This is a genomic window from Campylobacter sp. P0103, assembly GCF_002139545.1.
Classification (GTDB): domain Bacteria; phylum Campylobacterota; class Campylobacteria; order Campylobacterales; family Campylobacteraceae; genus Campylobacter; species Campylobacter devanensis.
Map to the genome: position 1 here is coordinate 1 of NZ_MJKG01000003.1, position 22183 is coordinate 22183.

A 22183-nucleotide genomic window follows, 5' to 3' on the forward strand; every position below is an offset into this window, starting at 1 on the left:
ATTAAAACAACCAAAGATTTTCATATAAATATGATGAATAATGATGATTTTATCAATAATTTATATGATACAAACTATTTAGCAAAGCATTAATTTAATTTTAATTCCAAGCTAAATTTATTTATGATAAATTCGATGGTGTCTAATTTATAAACTAGACACCTATTTAAGCTGAGTTGATTTGTGGTATAATTTGCAACATGGCGAAATTACTCCAGATGGCTATTTTAACGGCTGTTTCAAACCGAGTTGATTTGTGGTATAATTTGCAACTGCAGCTATTCTACAAGCATCAATCAGAGCCGCTACGTTTCAAACCGAGTTGATTTGTGGTATAATTTGCAACTAAAATCCACGCTACGGAGATTTTATTCACACACAAGTTTCAAACCGAGTTGATTTGTGGTATAATTTGCAACTGGTGGTGGTGCTTTAATTGATATTGCTAAAAAATAGTTTCAAACCGAGTTGATTTATGGTATAATTTGCAACAGACAGCATATAGATTTAGTATGTGATAAAATCGAGTTTCAAACCGAGTTGATTTGTGGTATAATTTGCAACCAGCCACGCTCATACCGTTTTCATAAGCTTTAAATAAGTTTCAAACCGAGTTGATTTGTGGTATAATTTGCAACTGCAGCTATTCTACAAGCATCAATCAGAGCCGCTACGTTTCAAACCGAGTTGATTTGTGGTATAATTTGCAACTAAAATCCACGCTACGGAGATTTTATTCACACACAAGTTTCAAACCGAGTTGATTTGTGGTATAATTTGCAACTGGTGGTGGTGCTTTAATTGATATTGCTAAAAAATAGTTTCAAACCGAGTTGATTTGTGGTATAATTTGCAACAACGATATAAGCACTTATAAGCAAAATGGGGCTGGGTTTCAAACCGAGTTGATTTGTGGTATAATTTGCAACAAAGCTATACAGCAAAGCAAAGCTACCGGTTGCGATAGTTTCAAACCGAGTTGATTTGTGGTATAATTTGCAACTCGTATATAATAAGAATATCAAGGTGGGCGATGAGGTTTCAAACCGAGTTGATTTGTGGTATAATTTGCAACCTCAAACTCCAATTTTATAGCATTTGCTACTTTTGAGTTTCAAACCGAGTTGATTTGTGGTATAATTTGCAACTAGAAAATATTGATGAGTTTGCTTTTAAGGCTCTGTTGTTTCAAACCGAGTTGATTTGTGGTATAATTTGCAACGAAATTCATCTATAATTACAATTCCTTTGCCGTCCAGTTTCAAACCGAGTTGATTTGTGGTATAATTTGCAACTTTATCAGATAATACTACTTCACTCGCTTTTTTAGTTTCAAACCGAGTTGATTTGTGGTATAATTTGCAACTGCTTACTCATCAAAAGGCACCTTATTAATTTTTTTAGTTTCAAACCGAGTTGATTTGTGGTATAATTTGCAACCCAAATCACGGTTAGCAAAACTGGGGCTTTAATTCGTTTCAAACCGAGTTGATTTGTGGTATAATTTGCAACCGTAAAAAGCACACGCTATACACTAAGAGAGCTAAAGTTTCAAACCGAGTTGATTTGTGGTATAATTTGCAACGCTGATGAGTGTGTAATTTATTGTGATATACCTTATAAGTTTCAAACCGAGTTGATTTGTGGTATAATTTGCAACCGACAAGCTCTATTTTTTACGGCTTTTAAGGGGTAGATGTTTCAAACCGAGTTGATTTGTGGTATAATTTGCAACACAAAGACAACAAAGGGGCAGTCTATGATAACTTTGTTTCAAACCGAGTTGATTTGTGGTATAATTTGCAACTTTATTAGTATTAGAAAACTCCCTTAAGCATAAAATAGTTTCAAACCGAGTTGATTTGTGGTATAATTTGCAACTGAGCTAAATTTAGCCTATTTTATGGGCGTTTGGCTATAGTTTAAAGGTCTTAATTCTTCCACTTTGAAAAAAAATGCTAAAAATAGCGAATTTGTGGAAAAATTTAGCTATAATACAAACGCAAATTATACTACAGATTAACTCTTTAGCGTTTGAAATCACCTAAAGGTGTTAACAGATCGGGGCAACTGCCATATGGCACCCCCGGTATCATTCTCTATCATCACAGTAGTTTTTAAATTCACACTGCATACAAGCAGCTATACTAGCACAACTTTGCGGAAATAACTCTTGATTTAACATTTTATTAATCTTATCTATCGTGCTATTAAATTGGGCTAAATCATCACTGTTTATATCAAATATCTTAAATTTAAGATTATTACTACAAATTAGCATTATCTTAAAAAATGGTTTATTAAAATGCTTACTGGCTAGCTTTGAGTAGGCTATAAGCTGCATTTTAGTGCCTTTATTTAGTATTGGCTTGTTTTGATTTTTAAACTCAGCTACAATTATCTCATTTTGGACTCTAGCACCAAATCTGCTACTCCTTGCATAGATGAATCTTGCAAATATAGATTACTATATGCTTTTATAATTGGCAGCTTAAATTTGATAAATTTTCTATTTTTAAATAGTTCGTTTTGTTTATTGTGATATTGTGAGCCTGAGCTTACATACTCTGGATATACTGGCTTAATATCGCAAAATGTATAAAAATATAAAATCCTAGGACAAAATACAAATTGTCTAATATGGCTAACTAAAATCATCTAAATAATCTCATATATTTTACTCTCAAAACACTCTTTGGTATAGCCTAAAGTATCATTAAAATCTAAATTTACAGATGCGATAATCGCCTTATCGCTTTTAGCACAATATTTAGATAAGAGTTCTTTAATGGCTAGCTTATCAGCTCGACTTAACTCCCCATAAAATACTGATTTTTGCACAGCTAAAAGCCCAAAATCTTTTAATCTTTCAAATAGCTTTGTCCTGTTTTTACTATTTTCTATATCGTAGCAGATTAGATATCTCATTTACCACCTAAATATGTATGATTTATACCTGCTATCACCACAAAAAAATGCTGAAATTTTATATACTTGGCGTTGGATAATACTTTCTAAAGTAAGCTTTTTGTGATTATAGATAAGTTTTTTATTTAATGAATTTAATATATTTGAAGCTATTACTTTTTTTAATTCTGCATTTAATTCGCCTTTGAGAGATGAGCGAATTTTAATAATATTTCTATCTACTATAAAGCTTCTATACTCCTCCATAATATCTAAGGCTAAAGATGGCTTGGCGCTTCGCATAGTATGTAAAACTCCAAAATATGGATTTAATCCGGCATTTATAATACTTTTATAGATTATATTTAATAGTATTGCATAGCCATAATTTAAAGCTTGATTTGATATTTCACAGCTTGCTCTTTTGGTGCGGTGTTCAAAACTAGATGGCAAAAGAGAGTTAAATTTGAGAAATTCAAAATATTTATGAGCAGCATTAGCCTCAATACTAAATATATCATTTGTGTCTATTATTTTTGAGCTTTTTAGTGTATCAATTGCTTTTTGCATAGCAATTAATGCAGTGTTTTTTTGCTCGTTATTTTTATTTCTAGAAAAGTATAAAATTGTAGAACGTTGATTTTTAATCTTTCCGATTATTAACTCTTTTGCTAGTATCAATCCCTTGGCATTATCTTTAGATGAAAATTGCTGTTTTAATACATTTACTCCTTTATGTTCATAAAGTGTATGCGTAGCACTAAATGTGTTAAAGTTTTGATAGAAAATCTTTATTCCACGCACACTACAAGCAAAGATTAAATCGCTAGAAATGGTTATACCGTTTGAATTTATAGATATGGTTTTTAATGATTTAAGGGCTATCTCTTTTATTATCTCTTTATTTTGATATATTACTATCCTTTGAGACTTTAATCCTAAAAATAGCCCAAAACTATTAAGAACTAGATGTTTCATCGATTAAATTATCTAGCATTATTTTTTTATGTATAGCTGATGTTTGAGTGCAATATGTGATTATTAGGCTATTTTTTGTATCTTTGATTATGGTTATTTTATTATCTCTTGGTTTTCCTAGTAGCTCTTTAAATTCACCATTTAAATATTTATCTATAAACTCATCACGGCTAGTTTGGTCAAGTAAATTATAATCTCCAATTTGGCTTTTATCAAATTCAACCTCTATATCGTGTCTATTGGCTTGAGAGATTATATACTCAAGTTTTGTAATAGCTGATGGGAGATTTTTGGTTACTAGAAGTTTGTAAATTTGCTTTATATTTTTAGATTTTAATTCAATTATATTTATTATATCTGCTATTTTACGAGGCAATATATTTTTACTAAAAAATGGAATTTTGATTATATTTTTACTATCTAAATCTATATATGTTTTAGTGGCTATATCGGAATTCACAAGTCCAGCATATCCGCCATTTTGCCTTATGATATAGTTAGGACTTTTAATTGCTTTTATAGGCAAAGAGTAGATTATACGAGATTTATTTCTACTTCTTTTGGCTTGTTTGGTATAAAAACACTCTTTAAACAGCTCTTTTATCTCTTGGTGTTGTAATATATTTTTGCCATCTTTTATCTCTATAATCTTGCTTTCATTTGCTTTTAAGATATGATAGAATTTATCTATATTTTTGGTTTTTATTTTTGCATCTGGTACTTTTAATTCATTTTTATTATTAAAAAACATACTACTTTTATCTTCATCTTTTATAATAGCAAATATATCTTTTCGTATATAAGAACATAGATGATTGTCTAGAAATTTAAGTTTATTTAATAATTTAATATCGCCTTCATTAAAGGCTTTAAATAATAGATCAAAAACTTTATGTGTACTTATATAAAATTTACCTGATTTAAAATCACTAGTGATAGCAACCTTTTTGCCATTTTCTTTAGTATGCAAAAGTCCAAGATCAAGCAAGATATTAAATTCTTTATCTTTTAATATATTAGCATTTTCATAAACTAGCGAATATACACCATCATCAAATAGCTTTTTACGAGATATTTTATTAGAGTTTAACTCTAGATATTTTTTGCTTTGCATAGTCATTTTATTGCTATACTCTGGCTTAATATGATTATAGTTATACTTAAACTCACGCTGACCTTTTGAGTTTTTTATTAATTTACTATTAGCATAATAAAATACTATACTAGCATCAATGCAGTGACTATGACTATCTTGAATTTTAGCTTTTTGTAGCTCTTTATCTTCTTTGCTTAGTTCGCTTCTAATTGCGCTTACTAGTTCTGCATTGATGAAATTAACACTAAATTCAATATCTTGATTTGATTTATTTAGCTTATCTTTTACCTTTTGTATTAAAAGATTTACAAAACGCTTTTGAGTGCCATTAGAGTGAGTTTTGATTCTATCTAGTTTTAAAATTTCAAGCGCTTTAGTAAAACTATCTGAATTTTTATAAAATAGAGCATGTCTAAGTGCGATCTGTTCTATGCTATTAAGATTATCAAAATTTGTAAATTTATTAATATTTATCTTTGCCATCTGTGTATCTATAAAATTCTTAAATTCATCAAGATTTTGTACTTTTATAATTTTATAAATTGAATTTAAATAATTTTGGTGTAAATTTTCTAAAGTATAGCTTTGATTGCCTTTTTGTAAATTAGCAGTAGAGCTAGCTGGGATTAAATTTGCCCTAGAATTATACAAGCCTTTAGAACGAGGCAAGATATGATCATATTCGCAGTTAATCTCATCTATCTTTTGGCCTGAGTATGGACAGATCATATCTTTGGATTTTTGGCGTTTGCTTATTAAATTTAAGTCGCTAGCACTATTTTCAAAACTAAATTTATTCATCTCTACATTTATAGTTATATATGAAATATCTTTTAAAATTTCTGGCTTAATAGCGGTGCTAATTTCATATGCTAAACGATTTAGATACATCTCTATTTTGCCATTAATAAGTCTAGCCGAATTAGCTGGCAATCTAGTACAAATAGCATTTTGTGAGCCAGAACGAATTAAATTTTCTAAAGTATGGCATTTGCAAGTTTTTAAAAATCCACGATTTTTTTCATCATAGATTATATCTCCTAACTGGCCAAGATAGTTGATATTTGTATTTAAATTATTTTTATCAAATGGATACTTAAACTCAAATACGCTATTGTGGTTATTGATATTTTGAGCTACTTTTGGATATAACTCTAGGATTGTTTGAATATCTTTATCGTTAATTTCATCATTATTTAGATTATGATAGAAGCTATTTTGGTAACTCTTTTTTAATTCATTTAAATCTCTAAAAAACCCTTTATAGCTCCTATTGCCTTTTATCTTATTTTTTAGCATAAACTCTTCTAGGTTAATTACGTCATCTTTAGTGATATTTTTTCCAAAAAGAGCTGAAATAAGTTCATTTTTATTTCTATTTTTATGTGGCGTATTTTTGCCACATGGAATTAATAAATCATTAGTTATTATTCCTTTTTTTGCGTTATCTACTTCGTTATAGTATCTCCTAGCAAACTCCTTAAATTCCCTAATTTCATCACTATTTAACCTAAAAGTATCAGCAAATATTTTGCTATTATTATCAAGAGCTCTTGGATATAAGGCTACATCTATTAGACTCTCTTTTGAGATATCTAATACTCTTTGTAAATATTTAGCGATATTATTTTCATTTATATCATTAAGGCTGATTAACTGGCCATTTTCATCTCTTCTTATATGCGTAAAATCATCGCTATTTAAAATTTTATAAGTTAAATTTGCTAGACTAGGAGTAATTTTATCAATATTTAACATCAAAGTATTGCATTTTTGTGGATTTTTATTTTTACGATTTTCGTATGGCGGGATAGTAATTACTGGATCGATACTTTTTAAATACTCTAAAGCCGATTTTGTCTTTAAAGAATTTAGCATATTTAGTTTATTGTTATTTTGTATATCAGTTATATACTCCATATAATTGATATTTCTTATTATATTTTTCTTTAGCTTTGCATCATCAAAATTTATATTATCTAGATATTTATTATTAAAATACCTTCTTAAAATTCGAGTTTGAAAATTTGAAATATTTCCAACAAAATTATAAAATTCATCTAAATTATCAAATTTATCAGATTTTTGGATTATAAATTCACAATCTTTATAAATTAACTCTTTTATATCTTTTAAGTAGCTAATTCTATGCTTATTATTTTTATCAATTTCATTGCATATACTTTGAATTAGACTTTGTATATTTTTACTAGCTTTTATAGCTTCTTTATTCTTTTTATCTATATTGCTTAGAATTTGACTTTGAGTTTCTAGTATCTCTTTAATTTCATCATTTGAGTGATCTACAACTATCTCATTTATAATTTGTTCAAATTCATCTTTATTTTTACTAAGCCCAAATATATATCTATCTAAACCATTTAAAAACTCAACCACATCATCATCTAAGCTTTCATTAAATTCGATATTATGATAGTTAAAACCACGATTTTTAAAAAGCCCATAAATTGTCTCTATTTGACTTTGACTCAAACCATCTATAGGCAAAATCTCATTAAGTAATCTTAAAATAAATCTATCCCTATCATAACTACGCCTAGCATGGCGACGTGCTGTTCTATCGCTTTTAGAAAATGTTAAATTTTTATCAAAATATATATTAAACGCATTTTTATAAATTATAGAATTTTCATTTGTAATAGCGATAAACACGCCATTATTTGCAGCACCCATATCTACATTTATAGACAATTCATACATAAACAACTCCAACTATATAAATGATTTTGATTTTAATGAAATTTGGCTTACAATGGTTTAAAATATAAAATAAGTTTAGAAAATTAAGAAAAAATTGATAACTAAATATCTGTAATACTAACTAGCTTATCTATAGTGCAATATTAAATTTATTAAGACTCAAAATTGCTACTAGCTTTTGATTTGCTAGTAGCTACAATAATTAAAGCGATTAAATTTTAATAAAATAATCTCTTTAATTATATCCAAAATACGCCTGGTTTAAAACCTAATTTCCTTTAACGCTTAACTCTTTTAAGAACTCTTCTATATTATACTTAGCTCTATAAGTTTCGCTCATTAAATGTATCATTATATCGCCAAGATCTATTACAGTCCAATCATCGCTACTTTCTACACCTAAAAAATTCTCACCGGCTGGTTTTAACTCTGTTTTTAAATCATCAAGTAAAGCAAAGCCATGACGAGCAGCCAAAGTGGTAGCTACAACTACAAATTTACTTAAATAATCCCTACCTTGCATATCAATAACTTCGATATTTTCAGCCTTTTTTTCATCTAAAAGCTTAACAATTCTATCTATTCTATTTTGCATTTTTATCCTTATAAAATTTCTCAACACTATCTAAAATAGCAGTTGGAATATGCTTAAAATTTAACTCAGATTTAATCTTTGAAGATGAGATTTTAACATTTATATCTAGTTTTTGCAAATTTTCATCTATTTTAATACCATCTCTACACGCTACAACAAAGCTTACTAATGCTTTTAACTCATCATATCTATGCCATTTATGCAAGCTATTCAGCTGATCAGCACCGATTATTAGATAAATTTTCTTAGGATTAAACTCACGCTTAAAATATCTCACACTCTCTATTGTAGCCACAGGTCGATTTTGCGAAATTTCATAATCACTTATTATAATTTTTTCATCCAGATTAGACCAAAGCTCATTACACCACTGAAGTCTCAAAAGCGGTGGCGCACCAAATTCGCTCTTAAAAGGGCTTAAAAATGTTGGAATAATAATAAGTTTATTAATATTTAAGCTCTTTAAAGCCTCTTTTACGATCATATCATGACCCAAATGTGGCGGGTCAAAACTTCCACCAAAAATAGCTATATTCAATTTTTTTTAACCTTTTTTTTAGTAAAATAGCCAAATTATACCCAAAAAGGATGAAAATGGCACTTAAAATAGCAATTAATGGTTTTGGAAGAATCGGCAGATGTGCTGCTAGGATTATACTCAATAACCCAGCAGAGTATGAATTAAGCATTATAAATGATACTGCTGAACGCAAAATGACTAGATACTTACTAAAATACGATACAGTTCATGGCGAATTTAATCAAGATGTAGAGGTTTTAAATGATGATTATATCGCCGTTAATGGCAAAAAAATCAGAGTATATAGCACAAGAGATATCAATGATTTAGACCTAAGGGGAATCGATGTAGTATTAGAATGTACCGGCAAATTCCTTACAAAAGAGCAATGCCAAACCTACATCGCCAAAGGTGCTAAAAAGGTTATAATGAGCGCACCAGCTAAAGATGATACTCCAACATTTGTTTTAGGTGTAAATTCAGATAAATACGAAGGCCAAACAATCATCTCCAACGCAAGCTGTACTACCAACTGCTTAGGTCCTGTAACTAGAGTTTTAGAAGATCTTTATGGCATTCAAAAGGGTTTAATGACTACTATTCACGCCTACACAAATGGCCAAAGCCTAGTAGATGTCAAATGCCGTGATTTTAGACGCTCTAGAGCAGCTGCTGTTAATATGATTCCAACTAGCACAGGTGCTGCCAAAGCTATGAAATTAGTAATGCCTAGCCTAGATGGCAAACTACACGGACAAAGCATTAGAGTTCCAGTCCCAAATGTATCAATTGTAGATTTAACTGCTGTACTTGAAAAAAGCGTAACAAAAGATGAGCTAAATAACGCATTTGTAGAAGCTAGCAAAGGTAGCTTAAAGGGCATTATGGCTGTGGATTTTGATGAGAGAGTGAGTAGCGATTTTATCACCTCAAACTACTCAAGCATAGTAGCGGCTGATCTAACTCAAGTAATTTGCGGTGATATGATTAAGGTAATGGCGTGGTATGACAATGAGTGGGGCTATAGCAATCGCTTAGTTGAAATGGCTAAATTTATAAGCGAGAAGTGATATGAGTGAGATTATTTCTATAAAAGATATTGAATTTAAAAGTGGTAGCAAGGTTCTTGTAAGGTGCGATTTTAACACGCCTATGGATGAATTTAACAACATCACAGATGATAGAAGAATCCGCTCAGTTATCCCAACTATCAGATATATTTTAGATCAGGGTTGCTCTGTTATCTTAGCTAGCCACCTAGGTCGCCCAAAAAATGGCTACGAAGATAAATACTCACTTCTACCAGTAGCCAAAAGACTTGGTAGATTAATGGATAGAGAGATTAAATTTGCTCACGATGTAGTCGGCCACGATGCTAAAGAAAAGGTTCAAAAGCTACAATCTGGAGAGATTTTGTTATTAGAAAATTTACGCTTTGAAAAGGGCGAAACAAAAGATGATATAAACTTGGCTAAATCTCTTAGCGAATTTGCTGATTACTATGTAAATGACGCTTTTGGCGTATGTCATAGAGCTCACTCTAGCGTCCATGCTATAACTCAATGCTACGATAGTGAGCATAAGGCTGCTGGATTTTTGCTAATTAAAGAGATTGAATTTGGCCAAAATCTAATCCGCCACCCTAGTCGCCCATTTGTCGCAGTGACAGGCGGATCAAAAGTAAGTGGCAAACTCCAAGCCCTAACCAATCTCTTGCCACGCATTGATAAATTAATCATCGGTGGCGGTATGGCATTTACATTTTTAAAAGCTCTTGGTGAAAATATCGGAAATTCCCTTTTAGAAGAGGAGCTTGTAGAAGAAGCGTCAAACATTCTTAAAAAAGGCCGTGAGCTAGGCGTGAAAATTTATCTGCCTGTTGATGTCGTAGCGGCTCAAAGTTTTAGCAATGATAGTGCGATCAAGTATGTCCCCGTTCAAGAGATCCCAAATGGCTGGATGGGGCTAGATATCGGTCCAGCTAGTGTGAAGCTATTTAAAGAGGCGATTGCCGATGCTCAAACCATCTGGTGGAATGGCCCTATGGGGGTTTTTGAAATGGATAAATTTAGTAAAGGTAGCATAAAAATGAGCCACGCTATTGGTGAGAGCTTTGCTACTACTGTGGTCGGTGGTGGCGATACTGCTGATGTAGTTGAGAGAGCCGGGGATACTGATGAGATGACCTTTATCTCTACTGGTGGTGGTGCTAGCTTGGAGCTTATAGAGGGCAAGGAGCTGCCTGGAGTTAGAGTGCTTTTAAGAGAAGATAATATATGATTTACGCTGCGAATTTAAAATGCAACCACACCAAAAAAAGCTATGCAGATTATGCTAAAAAGCTTAGTAATGGACTTAGTCAAAATAGCAATAGCGTGATTGTATTTCCTCCATTTACTGCTTTGAGTGAAGATAAATTTAACTTCACTCAAGGGGCGCAAAACTTCTATCCAGCACAAAATGGCTCATATACTGGCGAGATTGGTAGTCAAATGCTAGAAGAATTTGAGATTACCACTGTAATGATCGGCCATAGCGAAAGACGCGCTCTAGGTGAAGATGAGCCATTTTTAAAAGCCAAATTTGATTATGCTGTAAGCAAGGGCTGGGATATTATCTACTGTATTGGCGAAGATGATATAACTCATATGAATGGAAGCACCAAAGAATTTTTAAGCGATCAATTAGCAAATATTGATTTAAACTATGAAAATCTAGTAATCGCCTATGAACCAATCTGGGCTATTGGCACTGGAAATAGTGCTAAAGTTGAATTTATAACTGAAATTTTGGATTTTATATCTAGCAAATGCTCAGCTCCACTTCTATATGGAGGTAGTGTCAATCTATCCAATATAGATCAAATCAAAGCAATAAAATCATGCGATGGAGTTCTTGTCGGTACTGCTAGTTGGGATGCTGATAAATTTTTAGAAATTATCAAAAAGGGTTAATAATGATACTAGAAGGTAAAAAAGGTTTAATAGTCGGTGTAGCAAATAAAATGAGCATAGCCTATGGAATTGCTCAAGCTTGTAAAGCTCAAGGGGCTCAGCTTGCTTTTACATTTTTAAATGATGCAATTAAAAAAAGAGTAGAACCAATCGCAGCTGAACTTGATAGTTCGCTAATTTATGAACTAGATGTAAATAATCAAGAACATCTTGATACTCTAGCAGATAAAATTGCTAAAGATTTTGGCGAGATTGACTTTGTAGTTCATGCTGTAGCTTTTGCTCCTAAAGAAGCTCTTGAGGGTGAGTTTATCAACACTACAAAAGAGGCATTTGATATTGCTATGGGTACTAGCGTCTACTCTCTTATCTCTCTTACTCGTGCAGTGCTTCCGGTGCTAAAAAGTGGTGGTTCCATCTTGACTCTTAGCTATCTTGGCGGGGCTAAATTTGTCCCACATTATAATGTAATGGGCGTAGCTAAAGCAGCTCTTGAAAGTAGCGTAAGATATCTTGCTCATGACCTTGGAGCTAAAAATATTCGAGTAAATGCTATCTCAGCAGGCCCGATTAAAACCTTAGCAGCAAGTGGAATTGGCGATTTTAAGATGATTTTACACTGGAATGAGTGTAACGCCCCACTAAAAAGAAATGTCAGCATAGAAGATGTAGGTAAAAGCGGTATGTACCTACTAAGCGACCTTGCAAGTGGCGTAACTGGCGAAGTCCATTATGTCGATGCTGGATATAATATCATGGGTATGGGTGATGTTTTAAGTGATGCTTTTGGCAATACAGTCTTAGCCTGGGATGCAAAGTAGGCTAAATTTATCATTTCAGTTTAACTGATATACTTACTTTAAAATACTATTTCGTCATTGCATTTGTAATGACGAAAATCTCCAAATTTAAATTAAAAATCCAATTTAAAAACTTCAAAAATATACTAAAATACTTAAAAAATTTATATCTAAATTCAAATTTATAGAATATTTACTTAATTTTTATGCAAAATTTATGTAAAATAGTATATTATTTCACATTAAAAAGATAAAGTTTATCCTAATTATTTTAGGAAGAGGAAGGATAGTTTTGAAAGTTTATTTAGACAACAACGCAACAACAATGATTGACCCTGAGGCTTTAGAGTTGATGCTTCCATTCCTTGGTGAGAAATTTGGCAATCCAAATTCACTTCACAGCTACGGAAGCCAAACACATCCAGCACTTCGCAAAGCACTAGATCAGCTCTATACTGGTATAAATGCAGCTGATAATGATGATATAGTAATAACTGGATGTGCCACTGAGAGCAATAACTGGGTATTAAAAGGTATATATTTTGATAAAATATTAAAAGGCGATAAAAAGCGTATAGTTACAACCACAGTAGAACATCCAGCTATCGGTGCTACCTGTGCATTTTTAGAATCTCTTGGTGTAGAGATTACTAAAGTAGATGTAAATAATCAAGGGGTTATCACTGCTGACGATCTACGCAATGTGATGAGTGATGATGTTGCACTTGTAAGTGTAATGTGGGCAAACAACGAAACTGGTATGATCTTTCCAATCAAAGAACTATCTAGCGTAGCACATGAATTTGGCGCACTTTTTCACACCGATGCAGTTCAAGCAATAGGCAAAATTCCCGTAGATGTACAAGATGCAAATGTTGATTTTTTAAGCTTTTCAGGACATAAATTCCATGCACCAAAAGGAGTAGGCGCTCTATATATCAAAAACTCAATGCCTCTTACTAGCCTTCTTCATGGTGGCGAACATATGGGCGGACGCAGAAGTGGCACATTAAATGTTGCTGGTATAGTAGCAATGGGTCAAGCATTAGAAAATGCAAATAAATTCCTAGCCTTTGAACAAAGCCATGTAGGAAGATTAAGAAATAAGCTAGAAGACGCACTATTATCACTACCAGATGTTACAGTAGTAGGTGATAGAGCCAATCGTGTGCCAAATACAATCCTAGCAAGTATTAAAGGCGTAGAGGGTGAAGCAATGCTATGGGATCTAAACCAAGCTGGTATAGCAGCAAGTACTGGCTCAGCCTGTGCAAGTGAGGATTTAGAAAGTAATCCTATAATGGAAGCCATCGGTGCTGATAGCGAACTAGCACATACAGCACTTAGACTATCGCTCTCTCGCTTTAATACTGAAGAAGAGATAGACTATACAATAGAAAAAATTAAACATGCCGTACATAGACTAAGAAGCATATCAAGTAGCTACGCATACGCCCCAAAATGGCATAAATCAGGACTATAAAGGAAATAATAATATGGCAAAAGGTAATTTAATAAGCGGAAATATATGGGAAGAGTACTCTCAAAAAGTTCAAAATGCAATGAACGCACCAAAAAATATGGGTGAAATTACAGAAGAAGATGCTAAAGCTCTAGGCTGTAAGCTAATAATTGCAGATCATGGTGCTGAGAGCTGTGGTGATGCAGTTAGACTATATTGGGCTGTTGATGAAGCTACTGATATTATTAAAGATGCTAAATTTAAAAGCTTTGGTTGTGGTACAGCAATTGCAAGTAGCGATTATATGGCAGAACTATGCAAAGGCAAAACAGTAGATCAAGCAGTTAAAATCACAAATATAGATGTAGAAAAAGCTATGCGTGATGATCCAGATATTCCAGCAGTTCCACCACAAAAGATGCACTGCTCAGTAATGGCATATGATGTTATCAAAGCTGCGGCTGCTAGCTATAAAGGCGTTGATCCAGACCACTTTGAAGATGAGATTATAGTATGTGAGTGCGCTAGAGTTAGCCTTGGTACAGTAAAAGAGGTGATAAGATTAAATGATCTTACAACAGTAGAAGAAATTACTCAATACACAAAAGCTGGAGCATTTTGTAAATCTTGCATTAAGCCTGGCGGACATGAAAAAAGAGAGTACTACCTAGTAGATATTTTAGCTGAAGTAAGATCTGAAATGGAAGCTGAAAGAATGAAAGCTATAGCTGATGCTAAAATAAGCGGAAGTGGCGTAGATAGCGATCTAAGCTTTGAGGAGCTAACAGTAGTAAAACAACTAAAAGCAGTAGAGGCTATTATCGATGAGCATGTAAGACCGATGCTAGAGATGGATGGTGGAAATATGGAAATATTAGATATCAAATCTGAAGAAAGCAGAATCGATATATATATTAGATATCTAGGTGCGTGTAGTGGGTGTGCTAGTGGTGCTACTGGAACACTATATGCGATTGAAAATATCTTGCAAGAGAGTCTAAGTCCAAATATTAGAGTAATCCCTGTATGATAAATGCTAAATTTAAAGCTGGCAAATACTATATTGGTGATTTAGCTAAAATTTTAGATTATGCAAATTTGACTAACCTTAAGTATGGCTTTGGGTCTTTAGATGAGTTTACTTATGCAAATTTTAAGTTAGAGTGTGATGAGATAGCCGATAGTGATGAATTTATATATAGCGTCGATAGTGCAAATTTTGGTATAATCGACGCTAAAATAATTGACGATGAGTTGCTAAGTAGTAGAATTTTAACTCTAAGACATGGATTTATAGCTAATAAATTTAGCAGCCACCCACTTGCTAGGATTGTCGACTTTAAAGATGAATTTAAAGTTAGCATTTGTGATAATGAGATAAAATTTGGTAATATTATACTAAATTTATAAAAATTTATTGGTAAGTTTTGCTTTTTTAAAATCAATTTTCAGCTAAAATTATTATAAAATTTAATATAATAGAGAAATTTATATTTTTTCATAGAGAGTTTTGAAATGGTACCTAGCTGGGACGATAAATATAGCATTGGCAATTCAGATATAGACTTACAACATCAAAAGCTATTTGATCTAGCCAAAAAATCCTTTATTTACGCTAATAAAAATGTATCTCGTGAAGAGATTCGCGGTATCGTGGCTGAATTTTTTGAATATATGAAAGAACACTTCAAAGACGAACAGGAATATATGGAGCTAATTGGATATCCGTACTTGCACGAACACACTATGATTCATAAAGACATAATCGCTAGTATGGCGGGTCTAATCAAAACTGCTAAAAATGTAAATGATTTAAAAGAAAATCTTTTATTAATTGCTGAAAAGTGGCTAGTAGAGCATATTTTAAAAGAGGATGCCAAAATAGAAAAATGGCGTCAAGCAAACCTAGAACACGCAGAAAATGAGCTAATCGAAGAACAACCAAAACAATATAAATATACCTGCGGTTGTCCTAATAAAATCCATCTTGTTCCACCTTATATTCATGAGAAAATTGTCGAGGGCAAGAAATTCTCTTGTATGACTTGCAAGGTAGTTATTAAAATCAAGCTTTCATAAGATAGCATAGTTAAATTATTTATTACCTTATGCTATATCTTTATAAATTAAATTTTATCAGCATTTTATTATTGCTTAAGTTTTAACCATCTACTTACTTTTCTTAAATAACTTACAAAAACATCGCAAATACTACTCCGCAAATTAATAGCGGAATGTTAAAAAATACAAATGTCGGCACACAAGTATCATATATATGATTATGCTGACCATCGGCATTTAGTCCAGATGTTGGTCCAAGAGTACTATCACTAGCAGGACTCCCAGCATCTCCTAGTGCTGCAGCAATACCTATAAGCAATATAGTAGCAGCATGACTAAATTCTAGCGAGATACAAAGTGGAACATAAAACGCCGCAATAATAGGAATCGTCCCAAAGCTCGTTCCAATTCCCATAGTAACAAGCAACCCAATAGCTAGCATAATAATCGTTCCGCCAAGCTTACCGCCACTAATTGCAGTAGCAAATTCAACCAGCTCACCAATCCCACCAGTCTCTCTAATCACCGAAGCAAACCCAGCTGCAACAAGCATAATAAACGCAATAAATGCCATCATACTTAGGCCATTTTCCATTACTTTGTCAATCTTTTTATATTCGATCCCACCAAAAGCTACCATAAAAATAAGCCCCATCAATCCACCAAGCGGCAAAGAATCGCTCCATAATTGAACACCAAAGGCAATCGCAACACCAATAAGTAAAACCCACTCTTTCTTGCTCATTTTAATATCAAGATTACTATCGTAAAGCTCTTTAGCTTCCATAGAGCTTTGCTTATAACTGCGTGGCGTGCGATAGTAGATAATCGCCAAAAATAGCCCAATAAGCATCGCTACTCCACCAAGCCACATAACAGAGCTAATATCAGATAGATTAGTCTCTAGTCCATTTTGGCTTATCTCCTTGGCTAAGATATTATGAAAAATTAGCCCAAATCCAACCGAAGCACTTACATATGGAGCCTTCAGCCCAAAAGTCAAAGCACACGCTACAGCTCGCCTATCAATTTGCATTTTATTCATAAGTGCTAAAAGTGGCGGAATAAGAATAGGAATAAATGCAATATGCACCGGAATTAAATTTTGTGAAAAGCATGCTACAAATGCAATTGTAAGCACAAACCAAAATGTTTTTTTGCTAATTAATTGGCTTACATAGTGAATTAAAATTGCAGTTAGATTACTCATAGCAATAGCAGCGGCTAACGCACCAAGAAGAATATAGCTAAGAGCAGTCTCAAGATTGCCTTGCATACCTTTGATTAAAATGTTAATTGTAGTAATAATATCAATATTTGCGCTTACTCCAGCTATCAATGCAGAGATAAGAATAGCTAATAAGATATTAAATCTTAAAAGACACAGCGTACACATTACAATCACGCCAATAACTACAGGATTTAAAAGAAGCATTGTCTACCTTTTATTATGATTAAATTTGGAATTATATATATTTTTGGCTTAAATTGCTAAACGGTATTAGCTTAAATTTTATTAAAATTCAGTTTAAGTTAAAATACAATTAGATAAAATCTAACATTTTGTTATTTTTGAAAAAAGAGAGTCGATGAGCGAGATTATTGGATATAATGTAGATGGAGAGATAGTAGATACTCAAAGCTACACCGGAGGCGGTAGTGAGATTAAATTTGACAACTCTAAAGAGGCGCTAGAGATTATACGCCACTCATGTGCGCACTTAATGGCTGCAGCGATTAAGGAACTTTATCCTAATGTTAAATTTTTTGTTGGACCTGCTATTGAGGATGGATTTTACTACGATATGCGTGTAAGCAAAAGCGATGGTAGCAAACTAGGCGAAGATGATTTAGCTATAATTGAGAAAAAAATGAAAGAGTTAGCCTTAGCTAAAACTTCAATTGTAAAAATAAACTCAACTAAATCAGAAGTAGCTGCAAAATACGCCGATGATGACCTAAAACAAGAGGTATTAAAAAGAATTCCAGATGGTGCTGTAAGCCTGTATTCTCAAGGTGGTTTTGAAGATATTTGTCGTGGGCCACATATTCCAAATACAATTTTTGCTAGATTTTTTAAACTTACTAGAATAGCTGGAGCATATCTTGGCGGTGATGAAAATCGTGAGATGCTAACTAGAATTTATGGTACAGCTTACGCTGATAAAGAAAGTCTAAATGAGCATATTAGAATTATCGAAGAGGCTAAAAAACGTGACCATCGTAAACTTGGCACAGAGATGAAATTCTTTACCTTTGATGAGAGCGTTGGTGTTGGACTCCCTATTTGGCTACCAAATGGATCAAGGCTTAGAAGCCGCTTAGAACATAAACTATATCGCACTCATAGACTTCGTGGATATGAGCCAGTGCGTGGACCAGAGATTTTAAAAAGCGATGCTTGGAAGACAAGTGGCCACTATGCTAATTATAAAGAAAATATGTACTTTACAGTAATTGATGATCAAGAGTATGGCATTAAACCAATGAATTGCGTAGGTCATATTAAAGTTTATCAAAGCGAGATTAGAAGCTATAGAGATCTTCCGCTTAAATTTTTTGAGTATGGCGTAGTGCATAGACACGAAAAGAGCGGAGTACTACATGGGTTATTTAGAGTTCGTGAATTTACTCAAGATGATGCACATCTATTTTGTATGCCAAGCCAGATTAAAGAAAATGTTTATGAGATTTTAAGTTTTGTTGATACTCTTATGAATGCGTTTGGATTTAGCTATGAGATGGAGATTTCTACCAAACCAGCTAAGGCTGTTGGCGATGATGAGGTATGGGATATAGCTACAAAAGCTTTAAAAGATGCTTTAGATGAAAAGGGATTAAAATATGGTATTGATGAAGGTGGCGGTGCGTTTTATGGGCCAAAAATAGATATTAAAATTACAGATGCCCTTAAAAGAAAATGGCAGTGTGGCACTATTCAAGTAGATTTTAACCTTCCAGCAAGATTTAATCTAGAATATATTGATGAAAACAATGAACGCAAACAGCCAGTTATGCTTCATCGTGCAATTCTAGGAAGCTTTGAGAGATTTATTGGGATTTTACTTGAACATACTGCTGGTGAATTGCCATTTTGGATTGCGCCAACTCAAGTTGTGATCATACCAATTGGTGAAGCTCATCAAGAGTATGCTAAAGAGATTTATGCAAAATTACTTGATATGAATATAGATAGTGAAATCTTTAGCAAAAATGAGACACTAAATAAAAAGATTAGAAATGCAGAAAAACAAAGAGTACCTATGATAATAGTACTTGGCGATAATGAGGTGGCAAATAGAGGTGTAGCACTGCGTGATCGTAGAGCTAGAGAACAAAAGGATATAAGTCTAGATGATTTTTATAGCTTAGTCCAAACCAAATTAAACGAGGTGAATATTTGAGCAAAGATAAAGAGGTTTATCTAAATGATGAAATTCGCGCAAGCGAGGTTAGATGTGTAGGAGATGATGGCACTGCGTATGGTGTTATCAGTAGAGATGAAGCGTTAGATATCGCTAATAAAATGGGATTAGATCTAGTTTTGATAGCAGCCGATGCTAAACCACCAGTATGTAAGATAATGGATTATGGCAAATTCCGTTATCAACAAGAGAAAAAGCAAAAAGAGGCTAAGAAAAAGCAAAAAGTAATAGAGATAAAAGAGATTAAGCTTTCCGCCAAAATTGCACAAAATGATATAAATTACAAGATAAAACATGCTCAAGAGTTTTTATCTGAGGGCAAATATGTTAAATTTAGAGTATTTTTAAAGGGGCGTGAGATGTCTACCCCAGAACTTGGCGTAAATATGCTTGAAAAGATTTGGGAGATGGTTCAAGAATATGCAGATAGGGATAAAGCTCCAGTTCTTGAGGGTCGTTATGTAAATATGCTTGTAACGCCTAAAAAATAACGCTACAAGCATATTAATTAGGTAGGTGAATTTCACAGATGTCCACCTACCAAACTGATAAATTATAAAATAAATCCAAAATAACTTCTAATAATTAGATTGATTACTATACTATTTAAATCTAGATAAAATCCTAAAATAATATTTAAAATTGATAATATAAAAAGCTTGATATATTGTATATAAACCCTCGCAATGACTAAGCATTGCGAGTAAATTTAAGCTATTAAAGATTTAAATTTAAGCTACTGTAGTAGTCTTAATATATTTTGTTGTACAGCATTTGCCTGGCTCATAGCGTAGCTTCCACTTTGGGCTAGTATGTTAAATTTAGAGAAGTTTGCACTCTCACTAGCAAAGTCTACATCTCTTATTTGAGATTCAGCTGATTTTACATTTACTTGGGTAACTGTAATATTATTTATAGTAGCTACTAATTGATTTTGTACTGAACCTAGGTCGGCTCTTAGCTTATCTAGAGTTTTTCTAGCTGCTTCAGCTACATCTACCATAGCTTGAGCACCACCGTATGTATTTACGCCACCGGCTTGGTCTACTTCTTGACCGGCATTAGATGCGTTACCATTAAAAAATCCCATTGCTTTAGCCATTGTAGCACTAATTGTACCAGAGTTCATATATTTAAGATTTACCGATGTTTGATTATATGCCTTGCTAGCGTTAGCCGCATTAGATATTGCAGCATTGCCACTAAATACATGAGAAGCGATTAATGACATATTTTGTAGGCCTATTTTGATATCTCTAGCGTCTTGGCGAATGAAAGTTAATTGACCTAAATATGTAATACCTTTTTGTGAAAAATTACCTTTCACGCCTCCAGCTATTGTAAAACTATTAACAGAATGTGTATCTACATTAATAGCTCTACCATCTTTAGCAGCTAAAACTAAACGACCATTTTGCAAGCTTGCTTCTACTCCGGTTTCATCTTTTTTAGCGTTAATTGCTGCAGTTAAAGCATTGTCGGCATCATTAGCTTTTACAGTAATATTTCCAATAGTTACGCCATTAATTGTTAAATCTTGTATTGTACCAGCACCAACAGCTTCTGACATAATCTGAGTATTATTAACTTTAACTTTTACACCAGTTTTATCTGAAACGCCATTCATCATATCAGCTACAGCTTTATAGCCATCTTTTGCTAATACCGTACCAGCAATTGCTTGAAATTCATAACCGTTAGGATATCCATCAACACCACTAAGTTTTACTGTTAGGGTTTGAGCTGATAAAGTAGAGACAGTAGATACAACAGTATTAAAAACAGTCTCAAACCTAGTATGCCCTATAGTATTTGAGTTTGTAGCACCTATACTTACTTTTGCAGTTTCATTGCTATAAGCACCTATTTGGAAGTTTTTGTTTGAAAAATTTCCATTTAATAGCTGTTGGCCATTAAAGCTTGTAGTAGTAGCTATCATATCTAGTTCTTCAAGAAGTCTGCTAATATCATTTTGAAGAGCTCTTCTAGAATCAGCATTTTGACCATCTTGTGCTGCTTGGATAGCTTTGGTTTTAATAGTATCAAGTATTTTAATCTGTTCATCCATAGCTTTATCTGCAGTTTGAACAATACCAATTGCATCATTACCATTAGATATAGCTTGACCTAAAGAGCTAGCTTGGCTTTTTAGTGAATCAGCAATAACAAGACCTGATGCATCATCAGCTGCTGTTTGAATTCTAAGACCTGAGCTTAGGCGACCAAGTGAGCTAGTAAGCTCTCTATCTGTGATTTGTGAGTTTGCGTGAGCATTCATCGCTGCGATGTTAGTATTTATTCTAAAGCTCATAACTTTTCCTTTGTGTTAAGATTTCCCTATAAAACTTAAATCCATTTAGGGGTTGTTTTTATTATATCGAACCAAATATTAAAAAGTTTATATATGGGGGGGGGNGGGGGGGGGATTTTGATAAATTTGAAGAAAATATTGCAAATTTTTAATCAATTTGAGAAATTTATAAAATTTAGATTAGATATTGTAGATTTATGATTTGGGTATTTTATAATTTTTAGAGTGGAATTTAGATTGGATTGGGTGAGATATTAAAATATTATGGGGTGTAATTAAATTTGTGGGTTTTAGAAATTTGGGGAGGTTAATGGGTTGACTATGGGATAAGAGTGAATTCGATAGTTTTTGGT

20 protein-coding genes and 1 CRISPR repeat array are annotated in these 22183 nt (G+C 32.9%); of the genes, 11 read left to right on the top strand and 9 right to left on the bottom strand.

Annotated features, from left to right (window positions below; translation table 11 throughout):
* A partial coding sequence (locus CIGNP103_RS08295; RefSeq protein WP_236847417.1) for a hypothetical protein occupies positions 1–93 on the top strand: 93 nt, incomplete at its 5' end.
* Between the two features lie 70 nt (positions 94–163).
* Positions 164–1881: a CRISPR direct-repeat array (repeat unit 37 nt; unit sequence GTTTCAAACCGAGTTGATTTGTGGTATAATTTGCAAC).
* 211 nt (positions 1882–2092) lie between these two features.
* Here the strand turns inward: CIGNP103_RS08295 and CIGNP103_RS04215 are convergent.
* From CIGNP103_RS04215 to nadD, 7 genes are all read right to left on the bottom strand, one after another.
* Positions 2093–2461: a Dna2/Cas4 domain-containing protein gene (locus CIGNP103_RS04215; protein ID WP_086268645.1), complete on the bottom strand. Its 369-nt coding sequence runs from the start codon at positions 2459–2461 to the stop codon at positions 2093–2095.
* On the bottom strand, positions 2398–2658 hold the full coding sequence (locus tag CIGNP103_RS04220; protein WP_086268646.1) for a hypothetical protein: 261 nt from the start codon (positions 2656–2658) through the stop codon (positions 2398–2400). The genes CIGNP103_RS04215 and CIGNP103_RS04220 overlap by 64 nt, the downstream gene beginning before the upstream one ends.
* Positions 2659–2928 carry a CRISPR-associated endonuclease Cas2 gene (gene cas2 / locus CIGNP103_RS04225; RefSeq protein ID WP_086225671.1) on the bottom strand — a complete coding sequence of 90 codons (270 nt, stop codon included), beginning with the start codon at positions 2926–2928 and terminating at the stop codon, positions 2659–2661.
* Positions 2929–3885 (bottom strand): CRISPR-associated endonuclease Cas1, encoded by a 957-nt coding sequence (gene cas1, locus CIGNP103_RS04230; protein ID WP_086268647.1) that lies wholly within the window; start codon positions 3883–3885, stop codon positions 2929–2931. It lies immediately after the preceding gene.
* A complete protein-coding gene (locus CIGNP103_RS04235) occupies positions 3866–7702 on the bottom strand; it encodes an HNH endonuclease domain-containing protein (protein WP_086268648.1) in 3837 nt (1278 codons plus the stop codon). The genes cas1 and CIGNP103_RS04235 overlap by 20 nt, the downstream gene beginning before the upstream one ends.
* Before the next feature lie 268 nt (positions 7703–7970).
* Entirely contained in the window at positions 7971–8297 is a 327-nt protein-coding gene (rsfS, locus tag CIGNP103_RS04240; protein ID WP_086233857.1) for a ribosome silencing factor, read from the bottom strand.
* Entirely contained in the window at positions 8287–8835 is a 549-nt protein-coding gene (gene nadD, locus CIGNP103_RS04245) for a nicotinate (nicotinamide) nucleotide adenylyltransferase (protein ID WP_086227196.1), read from the bottom strand. The genes rsfS and nadD overlap by 11 nt, the downstream gene beginning before the upstream one ends.
* Before the next feature lie 56 nt (positions 8836–8891).
* Between nadD and gap the strand changes: the two genes are divergently transcribed.
* The 8 genes from gap (at position 8892) to CIGNP103_RS04285 (ending at position 16112) form a co-directional block, all read left to right on the top strand.
* Positions 8892–9887 (top strand): type I glyceraldehyde-3-phosphate dehydrogenase, encoded by a 996-nt coding sequence (gene gap, locus CIGNP103_RS04250; RefSeq protein ID WP_086227195.1) that lies wholly within the window; start codon positions 8892–8894, stop codon positions 9885–9887.
* Between the two features lies 1 nt (position 9888).
* On the top strand, positions 9889–11097 hold the full coding sequence (locus CIGNP103_RS04255) for a phosphoglycerate kinase (protein ID WP_086225681.1): 1209 nt from the start codon (positions 9889–9891) through the stop codon (positions 11095–11097).
* On the top strand, positions 11094–11771 hold the full coding sequence (locus CIGNP103_RS04260; protein WP_086227194.1) for a triose-phosphate isomerase: 678 nt from the start codon (positions 11094–11096) through the stop codon (positions 11769–11771). Before CIGNP103_RS04255 ends, CIGNP103_RS04260 begins: the two co-directional genes overlap by 4 nt.
* A gap of 2 nt (positions 11772–11773) precedes the next feature.
* Positions 11774–12592 (top strand): enoyl-ACP reductase FabI, encoded by an 819-nt coding sequence (gene fabI, locus CIGNP103_RS04265; RefSeq protein ID WP_086225684.1) that lies wholly within the window; start codon positions 11774–11776, stop codon positions 12590–12592.
* 271 nt (positions 12593–12863) lie between these two features.
* Positions 12864–14054 (top strand): NifS family cysteine desulfurase, encoded by a 1191-nt coding sequence (locus CIGNP103_RS04270; protein ID WP_086225685.1) that lies wholly within the window; start codon positions 12864–12866, stop codon positions 14052–14054.
* 13 nt (positions 14055–14067) lie between these two features.
* Entirely contained in the window at positions 14068–15063 is a 996-nt protein-coding gene (locus CIGNP103_RS04275) for an iron-sulfur cluster assembly scaffold protein (protein WP_086225686.1), read from the top strand.
* Entirely contained in the window at positions 15060–15443 is a 384-nt protein-coding gene (locus CIGNP103_RS04280) for a hypothetical protein (protein WP_086241891.1), read from the top strand. Before CIGNP103_RS04275 ends, CIGNP103_RS04280 begins: the two co-directional genes overlap by 4 nt.
* A gap of 105 nt (positions 15444–15548) precedes the next feature.
* Positions 15549–16112: a hemerythrin family protein gene (locus tag CIGNP103_RS04285; protein ID WP_086227192.1), complete on the top strand. Its 564-nt coding sequence runs from the start codon at positions 15549–15551 to the stop codon at positions 16110–16112.
* Positions 16113–16224: 112 nt separating this feature from the next.
* Here CIGNP103_RS04285 and CIGNP103_RS04290 read toward each other — a convergent pair whose 3' ends face one another.
* The gene (locus CIGNP103_RS04290) at positions 16225–17529 is read right to left on the bottom strand and encodes a Na+/H+ antiporter family protein (RefSeq protein ID WP_086268649.1); all 1305 of its coding nucleotides are present in this window, start codon (positions 17527–17529) and stop codon (positions 16225–16227) included.
* Positions 17530–17683: 154 nt separating this feature from the next.
* Here CIGNP103_RS04290 and thrS point away from each other — a divergent pair, with 154 nt between their 5' ends.
* On the top strand, positions 17684–19498 hold the full coding sequence (gene thrS, locus CIGNP103_RS04295) for a threonine--tRNA ligase (protein ID WP_086246150.1): 1815 nt from the start codon (positions 17684–17686) through the stop codon (positions 19496–19498).
* Positions 19495–20010, top strand: coding sequence for a translation initiation factor IF-3 (infC, locus tag CIGNP103_RS04300; protein ID WP_086225692.1), 516 nt, complete (start codon positions 19495–19497; stop codon positions 20008–20010). The genes thrS and infC overlap by 4 nt, the downstream gene beginning before the upstream one ends.
* A gap of 245 nt (positions 20011–20255) precedes the next feature.
* Here the strand turns inward: infC and CIGNP103_RS04305 are convergent, their stop codons facing one another.
* On the bottom strand, positions 20256–21830 hold the full coding sequence (locus CIGNP103_RS04305) for a flagellin B (protein WP_086268650.1): 1575 nt from the start codon (positions 21828–21830) through the stop codon (positions 20256–20258).
* Between the last annotated feature and the right edge of the window lie 353 nt (positions 21831–22183).